15 protein-coding genes, 5 tRNA genes and 1 pseudogene are annotated in these 18,813 nt (G+C 70.1%); 9 read left to right on the forward strand and 12 right to left on the reverse strand.

Annotated elements, in window-relative coordinates; all coding sequences use genetic code 11:
• Positions 1-72: 72 nt before the first annotated feature.
• The 3 genes from ACFP2V_RS11110 to leuC form a co-directional block, all read right to left on the reverse strand.
• Positions 73-303 carry an SCO5555 family protein gene (locus ACFP2V_RS11110; protein WP_381209277.1) on the reverse strand — a complete coding sequence of 77 codons (231 nt, stop codon included), beginning with the start codon at positions 301-303 and terminating at the stop codon, positions 73-75.
• Between the two features lie 265 nt (positions 304-568).
• Positions 569-1,171 carry a 3-isopropylmalate dehydratase small subunit gene (gene leuD, locus ACFP2V_RS11115; RefSeq protein WP_381209280.1) on the reverse strand — a complete coding sequence of 201 codons (603 nt, stop codon included), beginning with the start codon at positions 1,169-1,171 and terminating at the stop codon, positions 569-571.
• A gap of 6 nt (positions 1,172-1,177) precedes the next feature.
• The gene (leuC, locus tag ACFP2V_RS11120; RefSeq protein WP_381209283.1) at positions 1,178-2,605 is read right to left on the reverse strand and encodes a 3-isopropylmalate dehydratase large subunit; all 1,428 of its coding nucleotides are present in this window, start codon (positions 2,603-2,605) and stop codon (positions 1,178-1,180) included.
• 201 nt (positions 2,606-2,806) lie between these two features.
• On the opposite strand from leuC, the gene ndgR reads away from it, so the two are divergent.
• A complete protein-coding gene (gene ndgR / locus ACFP2V_RS11125; RefSeq protein ID WP_055572410.1) occupies positions 2,807-3,520 on the forward strand; it encodes an IclR family transcriptional regulator NdgR in 714 nt (237 codons plus the stop codon).
• Between the two features lie 156 nt (positions 3,521-3,676).
• Here ndgR and ACFP2V_RS11130 read toward each other — a convergent pair.
• From ACFP2V_RS11130 to ACFP2V_RS11170, 9 genes are all read right to left on the reverse strand, one after another.
• Positions 3,677-3,749, reverse strand: a tRNA-Glu gene (locus ACFP2V_RS11130).
• 28 nt (positions 3,750-3,777) lie between these two features.
• Positions 3,778-3,849, reverse strand: a tRNA-Gln gene (locus tag ACFP2V_RS11135).
• Positions 3,850-3,869: 20 nt separating this feature from the next.
• Positions 3,870-3,942 (reverse strand) — tRNA-Glu (locus ACFP2V_RS11140).
• A gap of 85 nt (positions 3,943-4,027) precedes the next feature.
• Positions 4,028-4,100: transfer RNA gene (locus ACFP2V_RS11145), tRNA-Glu, on the reverse strand.
• A 40-nt stretch (positions 4,101-4,140) separates the two neighbouring features.
• Positions 4,141-4,212: transfer RNA gene (locus tag ACFP2V_RS11150), tRNA-Gln, on the reverse strand.
• 91 nt (positions 4,213-4,303) lie between these two features.
• Positions 4,304-5,035 (reverse strand): HAD family hydrolase, encoded by a 732-nt coding sequence (locus ACFP2V_RS11155; protein WP_381209286.1) that lies wholly within the window; start codon positions 5,033-5,035, stop codon positions 4,304-4,306.
• A gap of 112 nt (positions 5,036-5,147) precedes the next feature.
• Entirely contained in the window at positions 5,148-6,641 is a 1,494-nt protein-coding gene (gene gltX / locus ACFP2V_RS11160; protein WP_381209289.1) for a glutamate--tRNA ligase, read from the reverse strand.
• Positions 6,634-7,419 carry a fumarylacetoacetate hydrolase family protein gene (locus ACFP2V_RS11165; protein ID WP_381209292.1) on the reverse strand — a complete coding sequence of 262 codons (786 nt, stop codon included), beginning with the start codon at positions 7,417-7,419 and terminating at the stop codon, positions 6,634-6,636. Before ACFP2V_RS11165 ends, gltX begins: the two co-directional genes overlap by 8 nt.
• A gap of 289 nt (positions 7,420-7,708) precedes the next feature.
• Positions 7,709-7,900: a hypothetical protein gene (locus ACFP2V_RS11170; RefSeq protein WP_381209295.1), complete on the reverse strand. Its 192-nt coding sequence runs from the start codon at positions 7,898-7,900 to the stop codon at positions 7,709-7,711.
• Positions 7,901-8,510: 610 nt separating this feature from the next.
• Between ACFP2V_RS11170 and ACFP2V_RS11175 the strand changes: the two genes are divergently transcribed.
• The 8 genes and pseudogenes from ACFP2V_RS11175 to ACFP2V_RS11210 form a co-directional block, all read left to right on the forward strand.
• On the forward strand, positions 8,511-12,368 hold the full coding sequence (locus tag ACFP2V_RS11175; protein ID WP_381209298.1) for a sensor histidine kinase: 3,858 nt from the start codon (positions 8,511-8,513) through the stop codon (positions 12,366-12,368).
• Between the two features lie 9 nt (positions 12,369-12,377).
• A complete protein-coding gene (locus ACFP2V_RS11180) occupies positions 12,378-12,791 on the forward strand; it encodes a roadblock/LC7 domain-containing protein (RefSeq protein ID WP_046258885.1) in 414 nt (137 codons plus the stop codon).
• Positions 12,792-12,902: 111 nt separating this feature from the next.
• Complete coding sequence (locus tag ACFP2V_RS11185; protein ID WP_381209301.1) at positions 12,903-13,298, forward strand: DUF742 domain-containing protein; 396 nt, start codon at positions 12,903-12,905, stop codon at positions 13,296-13,298.
• Positions 13,279-13,869 carry a GTP-binding protein gene (locus ACFP2V_RS11190; RefSeq protein WP_381209304.1) on the forward strand — a complete coding sequence of 197 codons (591 nt, stop codon included), beginning with the start codon at positions 13,279-13,281 and terminating at the stop codon, positions 13,867-13,869. The genes ACFP2V_RS11185 and ACFP2V_RS11190 overlap by 20 nt, the downstream gene beginning before the upstream one ends.
• Positions 13,870-14,244: 375 nt before the next feature.
• A complete protein-coding gene (locus tag ACFP2V_RS11195) occupies positions 14,245-17,589 on the forward strand; it encodes a sensor histidine kinase (protein ID WP_381209307.1) in 3,345 nt (1,114 codons plus the stop codon).
• 10 nt (positions 17,590-17,599) lie between these two features.
• A complete protein-coding gene (locus ACFP2V_RS11200) occupies positions 17,600-18,013 on the forward strand; it encodes a roadblock/LC7 domain-containing protein (RefSeq protein ID WP_042168317.1) in 414 nt (137 codons plus the stop codon).
• Positions 18,014-18,107: 94 nt separating this feature from the next.
• Positions 18,108-18,680 (forward strand): DUF742 domain-containing protein, encoded by a 573-nt coding sequence (locus ACFP2V_RS11205; RefSeq protein WP_381209311.1) that lies wholly within the window; start codon positions 18,108-18,110, stop codon positions 18,678-18,680.
• Positions 18,661-18,813 (forward strand): annotated as a pseudogene (locus tag ACFP2V_RS11210) (ATP-binding protein); the annotation flags it as partial. The gene ACFP2V_RS11205 and the pseudogene ACFP2V_RS11210, both read left to right, overlap by 20 nt.

Genomic DNA, 18,813 nt, shown 5'->3' on the forward strand with positions numbered 1-18,813 from the left:
ATATACCGCAAATCAAACACGAAACGGGCTTATCACCCTTGTGCCGCAACGAGCTCGGCCGCCTTGAGCGGTTCAGCGTTCCTCTTCGGGAAATCGGCCCTCGTCGAGGTCCGCGATGAACCGTTCCAGCCGCTTTGCCGCACCGGCGAGATCGTGTTTGGCCGCGGCCGTAATGACCAGCAGCTTCCGGGTCAGCGCCATCCGTACGCCCTCCGGGACTTGCAGTGCGCGCACTTTTGCATGCGCTTCTTTGAGCCGGACCGCGACCTCCGTGTAGATCTCGAGTTGGCCGTCACGTTCCATGCACAGATTGTGCCATCTGGGGCGAGTTGTCGCCTGCGCAGGGGGCAACTGCAGCCTCGGACGGCAATCCAGGCACACTCCGAGGTCACGCGCACGTGACACGTGTACCCCGACAACCACCTTCATAACGTGGGAAGTTGCAAGGCCTCAAGGGGACGCGCGGGTCCGAATGGGTGCAGACACGGCCGTACCCCCGATCGGGCCGATCGGGGGTACGGGAGGGGGTGGAGGTGGCCGAAAGTCGACCTGCCGCGTGGACTTCGACTCAGGCGTTCTGCGCCGAGAGCGTCCGCGGCTTGAACGACGGGCGCTTCGCCTCGTACGCGGAGATGTCGGCCTCGTTCTGCAGGGTGATGGAGATGTCGTCGAGCCCGTTCAACAGTCGCCAGCGGGAGTTCTCGTCGAGCTCGAAAGCGGCGGTGATGCCCTCGGCGCGCACCTCGCGGGTCTCGAGGTCGACGGTGATCTCGGCCTGCGGGTCCCGCTCGGTGAGCTCCCACAGCGCGTCCACGATCTTCTGCTCGATGACGACGGTGAGCAGGCCGTTCTTCAGCGAGTTACCACGGAAGATGTCGGCGAAGCGGGAGGAGATCACGGTCTTGAAGCCGTAGTTCTGCAGCGCCCAGACGGCGTGCTCACGGGAGGAGCCGGTGCCGAAGTCGGGGCCGGCGACCAGGACCGTGGCGCCCTCGCGCTCGGGGCGGTTGAACACGAACTCGGGGTCCTTGCGCCAGGCCTCGAACAGCCCGTCCTCGAACCCGTCCCGGGTCACCTTCTTGAGCCAGTGGGCGGGGATGATCTGGTCGGTGTCGACGTTGCTGCGGCGCAGTGGGACGGCCCGGCCGGTGTGGGTGGTGAATGCTTCCATGACTGATCAGACTCCAGCGGGCGTGGGGACGTCGGCGTCGAGGTCGGCCGGGGAGGCCAGGTGGCCGAGGACCGCGGTGGCGGCGGCGACCTGCGGGGACACCAGGTGGGTGCGGCCGCCCTTGCCCTGCCGGCCCTCGAAGTTGCGGTTGGAGGTGGACGCGGAGCGCTCACCGGGGGCGAGCTGGTCGGGGTTCATGCCCAGGCACATGGAGCAGCCCGCGTGCCGCCATTCGGCGCCGGCCTCCTTGAAGACCACGTCCAGGCCCTCGGAGACGGCCTGCAGACCCACCCGCGCGGAGCCCGGGACGACCAGCATCCGTACCCCGTCGGCGACTTTGCGGCCCTTGACGATGTCCGCGACGGCGCGCAGGTCCTCGATCCGCCCGTTGGTGCAGGAGCCTACGAAGACGGTGTCCACACCGATGGAGCGCAGCGGCTGGCCGGCCTCCAACCCCATGTATTCCAGGGCCTTTTCGGCGGCGAGGCGCTCCGAGGCGTCTTCGTACGAAGCGGGGTCGGGGACCGCCGCCGAGAGCGGCGCGCCCTGGCCCGGGTTGGTGCCCCAGGTGACGAACGGGGACAGCCGGGAGGCGTCGATGACGACCTCGGCGTCGAACTCGGCGTCGTCGTCGGTGCGCAGCGTCTTCCAGTAGGCGACGGCCGCGTCCCAGTCCTCGCCCTGCGGGGCGTGCGGGCGGCCCTTGAGGTACTCGAAGGTGGTCTCGTCGGGGGCGATCATGCCCGCGCGGGCGCCGGCCTCGATCGACATGTTGCAGATGGTCATGCGGGCCTCCATCGAGAGCTTCTCGATGGCCTCGCCGCGGTACTCCAGGATGTAGCCCTGGCCACCGCCGGTGCCGATGCGCGCGATGACCGCCAGGATCAGGTCCTTGGCCGTGACACCGTCGGGCAGTTCGCCGTCGATGGTGATCGCCATGGTCTTCGGGCGGGCCATCGGAAGCGTCTGCGTGGCGAGTACGTGCTCGACCTGGGAGGTGCCGATGCCGAAGGCCAGGCCGCCGAACGCGCCGTGCGTGGAGGTGTGCGAGTCTCCGCAGACCACGGTCATGCCGGGCTGGGTCAGGCCCAGCTGGGGTCCGACGACGTGCACGACGCCCTGCTCGACGTCGCCCAGCGAGTGCAGCCGGACACCGAACTCGGCGCAGTTCGCCCGCAGCGTCTCCAGCTGGATCCGGGAGACCGGGTCGGCGATGGGCTTGTCGATGTCGAGGGTCGGGGTGTTGTGGTCCTCGGTCGCGATGGTGAGGTCGAGGCGCCGCACGGCGCGGCCGCTCTTGCGGAGGCCGTCGAAGGCCTGGGGGCTGGTCACCTCGTGCAGCAGGTGCAGATCGATGAAGAGGAGGTCGGGCTCGCCCTCGGCGCGCCGGACGACGTGGTCGTCCCAGACCTTCTCCGCGAGTGTCCTACCCATCGCTTTCCCTCCGGCCGGCAAAGGTGCGCCGGCCCAACTAGAAATCCGTGAGGAGACGGCGCCCCACCCCTGAGTCCGGGCGTCGCCACCAGGCCCATTGGTTCACGGGCCGTTTGTGTTGATGACTGCGTACGTCCAGAGTGGCGCGTTCCAAGGAAAACTGAACTTGCGTTTCACAGAGTGAGACGCGAGTATCGTTGCATGGACAACAGTAGCGGCGTCGGCGTTCTGGACAAGGCGGCCCTCGTCCTGAGCGCTCTGGAGTCCGGTCCGGCCACCCTCGCGGGGTTGGTCGGTGCCACCGGACTGGCACGACCCACGGCCCACCGCCTGGCCGTGGCCCTGGAGCACCACCGGCTGGTGGCGCGGGACATGCAGGGCAGGTTCATCCTCGGCCCGCGCATGGCCGAGCTGGCCGCGGCGGCCGGCGAGGACCGGCTGCTCGCCACGGCGGGCCCGGTGCTCACCCATCTCCGCGATGTCACCGGCGAGAGCGCCCAGCTCTACCGCCGCCAGGGCGACATGCGGATCTGCGTCGCCGCGGCGGAGCGTCTGTCCGGTCTGCGGGACACCGTTCCGGTCGGCTCCACGCTCACGATGAAGGCCGGTTCCTCCGCGCAGATCCTGATGGCCTGGGAGGAGCCGGAGCGGCTGCACCGCGGCCTGCAGGGCGCCCGTTTCACGGCGACGGCCCTGTCGGGGGTCCGGCGCCGCGGCTGGGCGCAGTCGATCGGGGAGCGCGAGCCCGGTGTCGCCTCGGTCTCCGCACCGGTGCGCGGCCCGTCGAACCGGGTGGTGGCCGCCGTCTCGGTGTCGGGACCCATCGAGCGCCTGACCCGCCACCCGGGCCGGATGCACGCCCAGGCCGTCATCGACTCCGCGACCCGCCTCTCCGAGGCGCTGCGCCGCTCCTGACCCTCGTCGTCCGTCCCGTCCGACCCGTCCGTCCCGTCCCAGGGGGACCGGCCCGCCTCAACGCCGCGGCAGGCCCTCCCCCGGACCTACGGATGCTCGGTGGACGAACACACATGACGAGAGCCCCCCACCGAAGTGGAGGGCTCTCCTTCTCTGTACCCCCGACCGGATTCGAACCGGCGCTACCGCCTTGAGAGGGCGGCGTGCTAGGCCGCTACACAACGGGGGCCTGGACACTGCGTTTCCGCAGGTCCGAGCTGGTCTACCTGGACTCGAACCAAGACTAACTGAACCAGAATCAGTCGTGCTGCCAATTACACCATAGACCAATGATGGTTTAGACCAGTCGTACCCCCGACCGGATTCGAACCGGCGCTACCGCCTTGAGAGGGCGGCGTGCTAGGCCGCTACACAACGGGGGCCCTAGCGATCCTCACCCGGCCGGAGCCGGGTGATGTCACCGCGAGGCCGTGGGAGCTACCCGGGCGCCCTTGCGGGATGGATCTGTACCCCCGACCGGATTCGAACCGGCGCTACTGCCTTGAGAGGGCAGCGTGCTAGGCCGCTACACAACGGGGGCTTGCGGATGAAATCCGCGGTGTGCAGATGAGCTCTGCGAGCTGGCCTACCTGGACTCGAACCAAGACTAACTGAACCAGAATCAGTCGTGCTGCCAATTACACCATAGGCCACTGGAACGCAAGCCCCGGAGGGATTATGTTCTAGCTGTACGTCTGAGGGCTTTGACCTTCCGGCCCTGACCCCCGCGGCGCAGGAAGAACATTACCCGATGCCGGACCCGGCTCCAAAACGGGTATCCGCGCCGAGGAGCGCGGGGAGTTCGCCGAGGGAGACGATCCTGCGCGGCCCGACGGGCGGCTCGGCGGTCGCGTACGCCCCGCCGCGGTCGATCCACACCGACAGCAGCCCGGCCTCCGCGGCGCCCCGGCCGTCGATCTCCGGGTGGTCTCCCACGTACGCGACCTGGTCGGGCGGCAGTGCCAGGGCCTCGCAGGCCGCCAGGAAGGCGGCGGGCTCGGGCTTGGACACCCCCAGCTCGGCGGCGCACAGGATGACCTCGAAGCGGTCGTGGACGCCGAGGGCGCGCAGTTTGGGGTCCTGGACGTGGAGGCTGGAGTTGGACAGCACCGCGTGCCGGTGGCTGGTGGCGAGCGCGTCGAGGACCGGCAGGACGTCCGGGAACAGGGACCAGGCGGCCTCGTAGTGCACCAGGTAGCGCCCGAACCAGTCGTCGGCCTCGGTGTCGGTCAGCTCGCGCTCCAGGAAGACCCGGATGCGGTCGCGGCGCTGGGTCTCGAAGTCGACCTCGCCCGCGGCGAACCGGGCCCACTGCGCGTCGGTCACCTCCCGCCAGTGCGCCAGCGCCTCCTCCACGGAGGCGTACCGGGCGAGCAGTTCCTCGGCGAGGAGATACGCCCGCATCCCTTCGCGGTCGGCGGAGGTGTAGTCGAAGAGTGTGTCGTCCACGTCCCAGAGAACCGCTCGGATCGCCATGGGACCGACGGTACCGACAACGGCGAGGGGCGGCACCCGTCCTTCCGGGTGCCGCCCCTCGCCGTGGCGCCGCACGGGCGCGGCGACCGCTCCGTGCGGCCGCTCCGGGGGACTACGCGGCGAGCTTCGCCAGGGCCGCGTCGATGCGGGCCAGGGTCGTCTCCTTGCCCAGGACCTCGAGGGACTCGAAGAGGGGCAGGCCGACCGTGCGGCCGGTGACGGCGACGCGGACCGGGGCCTGCGCCTTGCCGAGCTTGAGGCCGTGGGCCTCGCCGGCGGCCAGGACGGCCTCCTTCAGGGACTCGGCCGACGTCCAGTCGGCCGCGTCCAGCTTCTCGCGGGCGGTGCGCAGCAGGGCGTCGGAGCCCTCCTTCATCGCCTTGGCCCAGGAGGCCTCGTCGAGGACCGGCTCCGGCAGGAACAGGAAGTCGACGTTGTCGGTGATCTCCGACAGCACCTTCAGGCGGGTCTGCGCGTGCGGCGCGATGGCCTGCCACTTGGCCTCGTCGAAGGCCTCCGGGGCCCAGGGGGCGACGGGGGCCTTCAGCCAGGGGCGGCAGCGCTCGGTGAAGTCCTTCACATCGAGCAGACGGATGTGGTCGGCGTTGATCGCCTCGCACTTCTTGAGGTCGAAGCGGGCCGGGTTGGGGTTGACGTCACTGACGTCGAAGGCCGCGACCATCTCCTCGATCGTGAAGATGTCCTGGTCCGCGGAGAGCGACCAGCCGAGCAGGGAGAGGTAGTTGAGCAGACCCTCGGGCAGGAAGCCGCGCTCGCGGTAGAGGTTGAGCGACGCCTGGGGGTCGCGCTTGGAGAGCTTCTTGTTGCCCTCGCCCATCACGTACGGCAGATGGCCGAAGGCCGGGGTCCGCTTCGCGATGCCGAGCTCGGTCAGCGCCTTGTACAGCGCGACCTGGCGCGGGGTGGAGGAGAGCAGGTCCTCGCCGCGCAGGACGTGGGTGATCTCCATCAGGGCGTCGTCGACCGGGTTGACCAGGGTGTACAGCGGGGCGCCGTTGGCGCGCACGATGCCGTAGTCCGGGACGTTCTCCGGGAGGTAGGTGATCTCGCCGCGGACCAGGTCGGTGAAGGTGATCGCCTCGTCGGGCATCCGGAAGCGGACGATCGGCTCGCGGCCCTGGGCCTTGTACTCCTCGGCCTGGGCGTCGGTCAGCTCGCGGCAGTGGCCGTCGTACCCGGAGGGCTTGCCGGCGGCGCGGGCGGCCTCGCGGCGGGTGTCCAGCTCCTCCTGGGAGCAGTAGCAGCGGTAGGCGTGGCCGGCGTCCAGGAGCTTGCCGGCGACGTCGGCGTAGATGTCCATGCGCTGGGACTGGCGGTACGGCGCGTGCGGGCCGCCGACCTCGGGGCCCTCGTCCCAGTCGAAGCCGAGCCAGCGCATCGCGTCGAGGAGCTGGGTGTACGACTCCTCGGAGTCGCGGGCCGCGTCGGTGTCCTCGATGCGGAATACGAACTGGGCACCGCTGCTCTGGTGGTGCTTGGCGAACGCCCAGTTGAACAGGGCGGTGCGGACCAGTCCCACGTGGGGGTTGCCGGTGGGCGACGGACAGAAACGGACGCGGACGGGGGAGCCTGATGCGCTAGCCACGCTTGACAACCTTGTTGGTGAGAGTGCCGATGCCTTCGATGGTGACGGCGACCTCGTCGCCGACGTTGAGGGGGCCGACGCCGGCCGGGGTGCCCGTGAGGATCACGTCTCCGGGGAGCAGCGTCATCGCCTCGGAGATGTTGACGATCAGGTCCTCGATGGAGTGGATCATCTCGCTGGTGCGGGCGAGCTGGCGCTGTTCGCCGTTGACCGTGAGCTGGAGCGTGAGGTCCGAGGCGGCGGCGAGGTCCAGCTCCGTCTCCACCCAGGGGCCGAGCGGGCAGGAGGTGTCGAAGCCCTTGGCGCGCGCCCACTGCGTCTCGCGCCGCTGGACGTCGCGGGCGGTGACGTCGTTGGCGCAGGTGTAGCCGAAGATCACGTCCTTGACGCGCTCGCGCGGGACCTCGCGGCAGAGCCGGCCGATCACCACGGCCAGTTCGGCCTCGTGGTGCACCTCCTGGGAGAAGGAGGGGTACTGGATCTCGTCGCCGGGGCCGATCACCGAGGTGGCGGGCTTGAAGAAGGCGAACGGGGCGTCGGGCACCTCGTTGCCCATCTCCTTGGCGTGCTCCGCGTAGTTGCGGCCGAAGGCGACCACCTTGTTGGGGAGCACCGGGGGCAGCATCCTGACCTTGCTCACCGGGACCTTGGTGCCGGAGAGTTCGAAGTCCGTGAACGGGATGCCCTTGATGATGTCCAGGACGAGCTCGTCCTGCTGGTCACCCTCGACCGCGCCGAAGGCGACGTTCCCGTCGATGGAGAATCTGGCGATGCGCACGGGATGCTTGGCCCCTTGACTGAGCTGGCTGGAGTCTGACGCTCCAGGCTAACGCGGCAGGGGGTGCGTGCCTCGCGCATTCACCCGCGTACCGCCCCTCGCGCTGCACGCGTATCGGCCGGGCGCGGCAGCGGGCACAGCGAAGAGCGGCGCCCCCTGGAGGAGGGGACGCCGCGGGGCTGGTCCGGCTGCTCCGGGCCGCTGCGGACGCCTCCGGGGCCTTTGAGCATTTCGGGGCCGGTGCCCGTACCAGTCGGTGCCGGTACCGGAGAGGTACCGGCGACAGGCCCTACTGGTTCGCGGCGCCGGCCGCGGTCGGGATCTCCATGAGGATGGTGCGCCTGGGATTGGCAGTCTGGGCCGGGAGTTCGACGGTGTGCTCCTGGTGGACCGGCGTCTGCAGTTCGGCGGCGCCGTCGAGGTGCGCCAGCGTCGTGCGCCGCGGGTTGGCGATCTTGTGGAACATCGTCGTCGTCTTCACTGTTTACTCGACCCTGTCCTGTTCACGGGCGTCCGGCGGGGTCCGGGGACCACCCGTCGGGCGCGGGTTGTCTGTTTTGCCATTTCTGTAAAGCGCCAGGCTAAACATGCGATTCCCCGCCGACCGGCGCCGGAGACCGCGATACGCGTGTGAGTTTGCTCACGGATCAACGGTCAAACCGCCTCAATCCGGACCGGCGCCCCACTCCCCCGAAACGGACATTGACCTCCTGAACCCACCATTCCGCTCCTGATCATCGCGACTGGGACACCGGATCGACCCGGCGGAATCACCCTCATTCGCCCCCTTTGCTCGAGATCACTTTCTACGCCGGGTAACCCATCCCTCACGTGGTGTCATGTACGTCACGGCATGCCCCATGGGCCTTGTTGGGAGATCCCGCACTGTGCTGGAATTCCAGCGACCGCCGCAGATTCCGATCCGGCGCACAGGGGGCGCGCAAACGCGCCATCGTGGCGGTGAAGCAAGGGGGAACCCGCGCCGGTCACTCACGACCACCACGGGGGCGTATTCAGGGCGCCCCTATGACGCCGACACCGTGTCCCGCCGTTCGCGCGGAGGGACGCCTGGTCCAGAGGTTGCGACGCTAGTGCAGGGACGTTTCAAGAGGGATGGCAGCGCTTCGGCGGAGCCGGAGCACGGCGGCAATGGCCCCACGGCCGCCGGCTCCTCGCCCCAGCACGCCCAGAACCAGAACCAGGGTCCGGCGACGAACGGTGAAGGCGGAGCACGGCCCGGCCGCCCCGGCGCCAAGCCCGCAGGGTCGGAGGGGACACCCCCGGCTCCGCAGAAGCCCCCGAAGAGCCCCACCGGCCCGGGATCGCGCGCAGCCCTGCGCAACTGGCGGATCTCCACCCGCCTGGTGTCGCTGCTCGCGCTCCCGGTGGTCGCGGCCACCTCGCTGGGCGCCCTGCGTATCAACCAGTCGATGGACGACATCCAGCAGCTCGACAACATGAAGCTGCTGACGGACATGACCCAGCAGGCGACCGAGCTCGCCGCCGCGCTCCAGGAGGAGCGCGACCAGTCGGCCGGCCCGCTGGCGCACGGCGGCAAGGCCACCGACTTCGGGGTCAAGGGCCACCGCGAGAAGACCGACCGCGCCCGGAAGAACTTCCTCGACAGCTCCGAGGAGATCAACAACGCCAGCCGGGACGGCAATCTCACCGGTGTCCGCGAAAACCTCGTCCAGCTCGCCGGCAACCTGGGCGACCTCGAAAAGATCCGCAACACGGCCTATGTGGCGGAGGGCAACTCCACCCAGACCGTCGAGGCGTACCACCGCCTGATCGAGAACCTGATCGACCTCTCCCAGGACATGGCCGAGGCGACCAGCAACTCCGAGATGATCCAGCGCACGCGCGCCCTGGGGGCCTTCTCCGCCGCCAAGGAGTACGCGTCGATCCAGCGCGCGGTCCTCGCGGCGGCACTGCCCGCCAACAACACCAGCTTCGGCGATCTCGCCGAGAACGACCGGCTCTACGCCGAGTCGGCGCTGGAGAGCCAGAAGTCCGAGGTGCGCAGCTTCAAGAGCATCTACGGCGAGGACCCGGCCACCGAGCTGCTGGCGCCCGTCGAGGAGGGCAACGACACGATCCAGGCCACCGACAAGTACGCGGGCCGTGCCCTGGTGTCGGCCGACGGTCTGGGGTCGATGAGCAAGCGGTCCTACCGTGACTGGCTGGACGACAGCTCCACCAAGATCCAGCAGATGAAGAACGTCGAGCTCCGTCTGCTCGAGGAGATGGAACAGAAGGCCCGCGAGCTGCGCAACGCCACCGAGCAGGACGCGATCATCTCCGGTGCGCTGATCCTGATCGTGCTCGGCGTCTCGCTGGTCGGCGCCTTCGTCATGGCCCGCTCCATGATCCGCTCGCTGCGCCGCCTCGAGGACACCGCGACCAAGGTCGCCCAGGAACGTCTGCCCGAGCTGGTCAAGCAGCTGTCCGAGTCCGACCCGCAGGACGTCGACACGTCCGTGGAGTCGGTCGGTGTGCACTCCCGGGACGAGATCGGCCGTGTGGCCGCGGCCTTCGACGACGTGCACCGCGAGGCGGTCCGCCTCGCCGCCGAGCAGGCCCTGCTGCGGGGCAACGTCAACGCGATGTTCACCAACCTCTCGCGCCGCTCCCAGGGTCTGATCCAGCGCCAGCTGTCGCTGATCTCCGAACTGGAGTCCCGCGAGGCCGACCCGGACCAGCTGTCCTCGCTGTTCAGGTTGGACCACCTCGCCACCCGTATGCGCCGGAACGGTGAGAACCTGCTGGTTCTCGCGGGTGAGGAGCCCGGACGACGGTGGACCCGACCGGTCCCGCTGGTCGACGTGCTCCGTGCCGCCGCGTCCGAGGTGGAACAGTACGAGCGCATCGAACTGGCCGCCGTGCCGACCACCGAAGTGGCCGGCCGGGTCGTCAACGACCTCGTCCACCTGCTCGCCGAGCTGCTGGAGAACGCGACCTCGTTCTCCTCCCCGCAGACCAAGGTCAAGGTCACCGGTCACGCGCTGCCCGACGGCCGCGTGCTGATCGAGATCCACGACACCGGTATCGGCCTGTCCCCGGAGGACCTGGCGGCGATCAACGAGCGGCTCGCCTCGCCGCCCACCGTCGACGTCTCCGTCTCCCGCCGCATGGGTCTGTTCGTGGTCGGCCGGCTGTCGCAGCGGCACGGCATCCGGATCCAGCTTCGCCCGTCCGACTCCGGCGGTACGACCGCACTGGTCATGCTGCCCGTCGATGTCGCCCAGGGCGGCAAGAAGCCCCAGGGCAAGCCCGGTCAGCCGGGTGTCGGCGGTCCCGCCGCCGCGCAGGCCGCGGCCGGTGCCGCGGCGGCCCGCCGGTCCGCCGGTGGTGGCCAGTCCGGTGGCGGTGCTCTCGGTGCCGGTGCGCCCGGCGGTGGCCGGCTCGCCGCCGGTCAGGGTCCGCGGGCCGCACTGCCCGGACGGGACGGCCAGGGCCGCCCGGGTGCCCCGGGCGGGGCGCGGGGTCCGCAGGGCCAGCCGGGCAGGTCGTCCACTCCGTCGCTGTTCGAGCAGGGCGGCGCTCCGTCGCAGGGCCGCCCGGCCCCGGCCGGCGCGGGTGCCGGCTACGGCGGCCAGGCCCCGGGCGCCCCGCAGGGAACGCAGTCCGCGGGTCAGGGCGGTGCGCAGAGCCAGAACATGTTCGGCGCCCGGGGCGACGTGCCCCAGCAGCGGAGCAAGGGCAACGCCGAGCGCGGCCGTCGCCCGCAGCTGCCGCCGCGCGGCAACGGTCCGCGCGCAGAGCTGCCCGGCGGCGACCAGCAGCAGCCGCGGGTGCCCAGCTGGAGTGACGAGAACGCCCAGCCGCCGGTGCCCCGGGCTTCGCTGGACGCCCCGCGCGGCCACGACGAGCCGGACACCGCCCGGACGAACGCCATGCCGCGGTTCGACGGCCAGCACGGTGCGGGCGCCACCTCCGAGATGCCCCGGTTCGACGACCGGCAGGGCCACGGCGCCCCCGGTGCCGGCGCCCCGCAGCACACCGGCCAGTACGGCGGGCCCGGCGCGAACGGCGGCCAGGACACGGGCCAGTTCGTCAGCGGCGACCTCTACGGCGCCCCGGCGGACCGCTACAGCGGGCAGGGCAACAACGGTCAGGGCAACGGGCAGAACCCGTCCCACACCGGCCAGTTCCCGGCCCAGCAGGGCTACGCCGGTGGGTCCTACGGCAACGGCTCGTACGCCAACGGTTCCACCGGCCAGTACCCGGGCCAGGGCGACGGCGCTCCCGCGCGGTACCCTGCCCCGGAGCGGCCGAACCACGCGGACCCGGCCTCCACCGGCCAGTTCGAGCGTCCGCAGATGAACGGGGCGCAGGAACCCGGCCTCGGCAACCAGCGTCCCCTGGCCCCGCAGCAGCGGCCGGACCGTCCCCAGCCGGGCCATGCGGCCACCCCGCAGCGGCCCGACAACGGCCGCGGGCAGAGCGACGCCTGGGCGCTGCCGCCGGCGTCCGGTCCCGGCGACGGGCGCACCCCGCTGTACGACACCCTGGAGACCAACTGGTTCCATGGTGCACAGGAGGAGCAGGGCAATCCCCCGGCTCCGGCCCAGCAGCCGCAACAGCAGTCACCGCAGCAGCAGTCACCGCAGCAGCCGCAGGGGCCGACCGGCCCACAGCGGTCCGCTGCCGCCACCTGGCGCAGCTCGCCCAACGACGAACTGGTCCGGCAGGCCGAACGCGTCCGGAAGCCGGCCGCGGGCGGCGTCACCACATCCGGTCTGCCGCGCCGGGTGCCCAAGGCGAACCTCGTCCCGGGCACGGCTCAGCAGCAGTCCCACCAGAGCGGTCCGCAGGTCTCCCGTGCGCCCGATGACGTACGCGGCCGACTGACCAATCTCCGTCGAGGTATCGCACAGGGTCGTCAGGCCGGTTCGTCGTCCCAGACCGGCAGCTTCCCCCGACCCACTCACCAGCAGGAGCGTTAGTTGAGCCCGATGAGCCAGGCGGCACAGAACCTCAACTGGTTGATCACCAACTTCGTGGACAACACCCCCGGGGTGTCCCACACCGTCGTCGTGTCCGCCGACGGTCTCCTCCTGGCGATGTCGGAGGGCTTCCCGCGCGACCGCGCGGACCAGCTCGCGGCCGTGGCGTCGGGACTGACCTCCCTGACCGCCGGCGCCTCCCGCATCTTCGAAGGCGGCAACGTCGCACAGACGGTCGTCGAGATGGAGCGGGGTTTCCTCTTCCTCATGTCCGTCTCGGACGGTTCGTCCCTGGCCGTCCTGGCCCACCCCGATTGCGACATCGGTCTCGTCGGCTACGAGATGGCGCTCCTGGTCGACCGCGCGGGGGCGGTCCTCACCCCGGACCTGCGCGCTGAGCTACAGGGAAGTCTGCTCCACTGACCGGCCCCGGCACCACCCGTCTCACCAAATCACCGTCCGGCCGCCACAATCCCCCCACCGGCCCCCTCAGACGGCTTGACCGACCGACTTGCTGTCCCGCCCGGAGGATCAATGACCCCGCCCCCCGCTTCTCATGATCCGTACGCGGAGCCGTACGAGGACGAGGGCGACCAACCACTGGTACGTCCCTATGCGATGACCGGTGGCCGGACCAGGCCGCGCTATCAGCTGGCCATCGAGGCACTGATCAGTACGACGGCCGACCCGGCAGCACTCATGGGGCTCCTCCCGGAGCACCAGCGCATCTGCCACCTGACCCGTGAGGTGAAGTCGGTCGCCGAGGTCTCGGCGCTCCTGAACATGCCGCTGGGCGTGGCCCGGATCCTGGTGGCGGACCTCGCGGAGGCGGGTCTCGTGGCCATCCATCAGCCGGGCGGCGACGAGACCACCGGCGCACCGGACGTGACACTGCTCGAAAGGGTGCTCAGTGGACTTCGCAAGCTCTAGCGGCGGGACGGTCTCCGAAAGCCGTTCCACCACCTCCGCGAAGATCGTGGTGGCGGGCGGCTTCGGCGTGGGCAAGACCACGTTCGTCGGTGCTGTCTCGGAGATCAACCCGCTGCGTACCGAGGCCGTGATGACGTCCGCCAGCGCGGGCATCGACGACCTCACCCACACCGGGGACAAGACCACCACGACGGTGGCCATGGACTTCGGCCGTATCACCCTGGACCAGGACCTGATCCTGTACCTCTTCGGTACACCCGGCCAGGACCGCTTCTGGTTCATGTGGGACGACCTGGTGCGCGGCGCCATCGGCGCGGTCGTGCTGGTGGACACCCGCCGACTGGCGGACTGCTTCCCGGCCGTCGACTACTTCGAGAACAGCGGACTGCCGTTCGTCGTCGCCCTCAACGGCTTCGACGGACAGCAGCCCTACCAGCCGGAAGAGGTGCGTGAGGCGCTGCAGATCGGGCCCGACGCCCCGATCATCACCACCGACGCCCGGCACCGCTCGGACGCCAAGAGCGCGCTGATCACTCTGGTCGAGCACGCCCTCATGGCCCGCCTCCGGTAGCCGAAGGCACCAACGGCATACAGCAGTTGTCGTAGACGCGCCGGGGCCGGCTGTGTCCTTGGACACGGCGGGCCCCGGCGTTCATAACGTTTCGGCAGAGGAATCGGCCGGGGTCGACACGCGACGCGTTCGAGCGGTGCCACTGTGCGTACGGCCGCCCCGCCTTTTGACGGGGCTCATTCTTTTTGACCGTTTTATCTGCGGCACACATCACGCCGGAACCCTCCCTTCCGCTGTTTGGAAGAGAACTGGTGGGCATGCTGGAATGCCTGGACTGCCCATTGGTCAAAGACGCACTCAGCAGTCGTTGGCCCGCCGGGCTCTGAGACACTGCGGCACACCGTTGGTGCCGACCGCTGAGAGGTTGTTGGTCGAGTGAGGCGAAGCACGAACAGTCCCGAGCCGTCGGCCCGGGGCAACTTCACCCCGCCGCCGCGCGCAGCGGCTCCCGCCCCCGTGCACGACGCGCAACCGACGGCCGCGACCGCCCCGAGCGGCGGCCGTTTCTCCCCCCGCAACTGGCGGGTGGCCACCAGGCTGAACGCGATCCTGCTCATACCCGTGCTGGTCGGCCTGGTCATGGGCGGCTTCCAGGTGAAGGGCTCGATCAACACCTGGCAGGAGGCCGAGGACGCGGAGAACACCGCGCGTCTGGTGCGGGCCTCCCTCACCTACGCCGACGCCCTCTACCTCGAGCGGGACCTCACCGCGGCCCCGCTGCTGCGGGGCGAGGGACAGGACGATCCGACCGTCGTCAAGGCGCGTGCCGCGACGGACAAGGCCGCCGACGACTTCGACGTGGCGGCCCAGGCCATGCCCGCCAAGGCGGGCCTGGAGCGCCGGCTGGAGCTGCTGCGCGCGGCGGAGCCCAAGCTCACGCCGCTGCGCCAGGCCGCGTACACCTCCAAGCTCAAGGGCGTGGAGACCGAAGAGGGCTACGTCCAGATAGCCAACCCGCTGATGCAGTTCGCCAACGAACTCAGCCTGGGCACCGGCAACGTCACCAGCTACGGCCGTACGGTCTACGCGATCTCGTTGAGCAAGGCGGCACTGTCGCTCCAGCGGTCCATCGGTACGCATCTGCTGGTGAAGCCCGGCCCCACCGACAGTCAGCTCGCCAGCCAGCGGGTCGCGCTTTCGTCCTATGCCTACCTCGAGAACATCGCCGTCCAGGAGTACATCGGCGGTGGCACCGAGGCCGACACGACCAAGCTGAAGCAGCTCGAGCAGGACATAAAGGCCGACGGCGCGGCCCTGGCCAAGGAGAACGCCGCCTCGGACCCGGACTACGTGCCGCCGCCCGAGAACCCGGTCACGTTGATCTCGGAGGTCGCGCGGCTCGGCACCACGGACCCGGCCGCCCGCACCGAGATGGCCGGCCGCGGCATCACCGTGGAGAACTACTGGGCGGTCAACACCCTCAAGTTCGACGGCTACCGCGAGATCGAGTCGGACCTCGCGGACACCGCGGTGGACGAGGCGGCCGCCATCGCCGGCGCCGCTCAGCGCGACGCCTTCATCACCGGCGGCGCCGTCGTGATCGCCCTGCTCGCCGCGTTCATCCTGGCCGGCATGGTCGCGCGCCAGATGAGCCACTCCATGCGCCGACTGCGCAACGCCGCCTTCGGCATCGCCGAGCAGCGGCTGCCGATGCTGGTCGACCAGCTCTCCCGTACCGACCCCGGCCGGGTCGACACCCGGGTCTCCCCGATCCCGATCAACTCCACGGACGAGATCGGTGAGGTCGCCCGCGCCTTCGACCAGGTCCACCGCGAGGCCGTGCGGCTCGCCTCCGAGCAGGCCCTGCTGCGGGGCAACATCAACGCGATCTTCACCAACCTCTCGCGCCGCAACCAGTCGCTGATCGAGGGCCAGCTGACCCTGCTCACCGGCCTGGAGAACAACGAGGCCGACCCGGACCAGCTGGAGCACCTCTTCAAGCTGGACCACCTGGCCACCCGTATGCGCCGCAACGGCGAGAACCTCCTCGTCCTCGCCGGCGAGGAGCCGGGCCGCCGCTGGGACCAGCCGGTCCCGCTGGTCGACGTGATCCGCGCCGCCTCCTCCGAGGTGGAGCAGTACGAGCGCATCGAACTGTCCGGCGTTCCCGAGGCCGAGATCCACGGCCGCGCGGTGACCGACCTCGTGCACCTGCTGGCCGAGCTGCTGGAGAACGCGACCACGTTCTCCTCCCCGCAGACCAAGGTCCGTGTCACCGCGACCCGTCTTCCCGACGGCCGCGTGATGATCGAGATCCACGACAAGGGCATCGGCCTGACCCCCGAGGACTTCGCGGACATCAACCACAAGCTGGCCAACCCGCCGACCGTCGATGCCGCGATCTCGCAGCGCATGGGCCTGTTCGTGGTCGGCCGGCTGTCCGACCGGCACGGCATCCGGGTCCAGCTGCGCCCCTCGGGCGAGCAGGCCGGTACGACCTCGCTGGTCATGCTGCCGGACGCGATCACCCATGGTGGCGGTGGCGAGACGCAGTCCGCCCCCGACGAGTTCACGGTCTCCCAGATCATCCCGGAGCAGAGGACCTACCCGGGCGAGGACTTCAGCCAGCAACAGCAGCAGCCGCTGCGCACGGCGGCGGAACTCGGCTTCGACGACAGCCGCTACGAGGTCCCGGACGACCTCCGCGACCTGGACCCGGTCGGCCGTTCGCTGATGCGCGGGGAGCGACGGGCGGCCCTGGACCCGCAGGGCCAGCCGCCCGCGCTGCCCGACCCCCAGGCGCCCGGCGACCAGAACGGCTCCGACCAGGCTGCCTACCCCGACGAGTTCGCCGCCGCCCCGCAGGGCTACGGCGATGGCCAGGGCGCCGGTGACACCCGGAACTTCGAGGGCGCGCCGGCCGGCTACCCGGAGCAGGAGCCCGCCGGTTTCGACCAGCAGGCGTACGGCAACGGGCAGCAGCCGCAGTACGAAGGACAGCAGCAACCGGCGTACGACGAGCCGTACTACGCGCCGGGCGCCGACCTGCCGCAGAACGACTCCTTCTCGTCGAACGGCGGCTACCCGGCCGGCTCCTACGCGGAGCCGGCCCGGGACGACCGGGCGACGGGTGGCCCGGCCGGCCCCGGGACGTTCCCGGGCTTCGGCGAGCAGCGTCCGCAGGACGACTGGCCGCAGCAGGACGGCTACCAGAACGGTTACCCGGCGCAGTACCCCGCGGCGTCCCCGGAAGCGGGGTCCGCACCGGCCGCTGACGCAACGGCGCAGGACAGCGTAGGCTTCGACCGTCCGGGTCCGGCCCACTCCGCCTCCCACGAGCTGACCGATGCCGGACTTCCGCGCCGTGGAGCCTCCACGGGCGGCGCCGGTCAGAAGCGGCGTGCGAACCAGGAGCCCAAGGCTCCGGCTCCCGCCGCCACTTCGACTCCGGCCCAGCAGGGTGACGGCGACAGCTCCTGGCGTTCGGCGAACGACGAGCGCTGGCAGCAGGCGTCCTCGCTGCGGAGGCCCAAGGCGGGCGGGGTGACCTCATCCGGGCTGCCGCGACGTGTTCCCAAGGCCAACCTGGTCGAGGGCGCCGCCGAAACCACCCCTCAGGGAGGCCCCCAGGTCTCCCGCGCCCCGGAGGACATCCGGGGCAGGCTGAGCAACCTGCGGCGCGGCGTCCAACAAGGCCGCAACGCAAGCAGTGAAACGAACGGCCAGGCCACTGGGAATCACCGCAGTGGTCCTGACAGCACCTACAACCAGGAGCGTTAGTGTGAGCCCGATGAGCCAGGCGGCACAGAACCTGAACTGGTTGATCACCAACTTCGTGGACAACACCCCGGGGGTGTCCCACACGGTGGTGGTCTCCGCCGACGGACTCCTTCTGGCGATGTCCGAAGGATTTCCCCGCGACCGCGCGGACCAGCTCGCGGCCGTGGCCTCCGGGCTGACGTCGCTGACCGCAGGCGCCTCCCGGATCTTCGAGGGCGGCAGTGTGAACCAGACGGTTGTGGAGATGGAGCGGGGATTCCTGTTCCTCATGTCCATTTCCGATGGTTCCTCACTCGCCGTTCTCGCACACCCCGATGCGGACATCGGCCTCATCGGGTACGAGATGGCCCTCCTCGTCGACCGTGCCGGTACGGTCCTGACCCCGGACCTTCGCGCGGAACTCCAGGGGAGCCTGCTCAACTGACAAACGGACGGTGCGGTTTCGCGTCCCGTGGCCGTAAGGTTTCGGGACGCGGCTCCCACGTGATGGGTGCCAGGCACAGTCGGAGGAGGAGAAAGTGGCTACACCACCAGGCGGATCGTCTACGGGCGACTGGTCGTACGACCCCGCGCGGGGTCACAACGACGGTTCCCAGAACCGGTACGGCTATTCCTCTCCGCCGAACCACGGCCGGCCGTACATGCCGCAGGGCCCCGGCCCTTCGCCGTACGAGCAGCCGCATGCGCCGCACACCCAGCCCGTGCAGCCGCAGCGCCGCACCCCAGAGCCGGCGCCCGCCGGGGCGTCGAACAATCCCCTGGTGCGCCCGTACGCGATGACGGGCGGCCGCACCAGGCCGCGGTACCAGCTCGCCATCGAGGCACTGGTGCACACCACCGCGCAGCCGCACCAGATGCAGGGCCAGTTGCCCGAGCATCAGCGGATCTGCCACCTCTGCCGAGAGATCAAGTCGGTGGCCGAGATCTCGGCCCTGCTGACCATCCCTCTCGGCGTGGCCAGGATTCTCGTCGCCGACTTGGCGGAGGCAGGACTGGTCGCCATCCATCAGCCCGGCGGCGACGAGAGCGCCGGCGGCCAGCCAGACGTGACACTGCTCGAAAGGGTGCTCAGTGGACTTCGCAAGCTCTAGCGGCGGTCCTTCCCGCTCCACCACCTCCGCGAAGATCGTGGTGGCGGGCGGCTTCGGCGTGGGCAAGACCACGTTCGTCGGTGCTGTCTCGGAGATCAACCCGCTGCGTACCGAGGCCGTGATGACGTCCGCC

Origin of the sequence: Streptomyces incanus (genome assembly GCF_042656345.1) — a bacterium.
Classification (GTDB): Bacteria; Actinomycetota; Actinomycetes; order Streptomycetales; family Streptomycetaceae; genus Streptomyces; species Streptomyces incanus.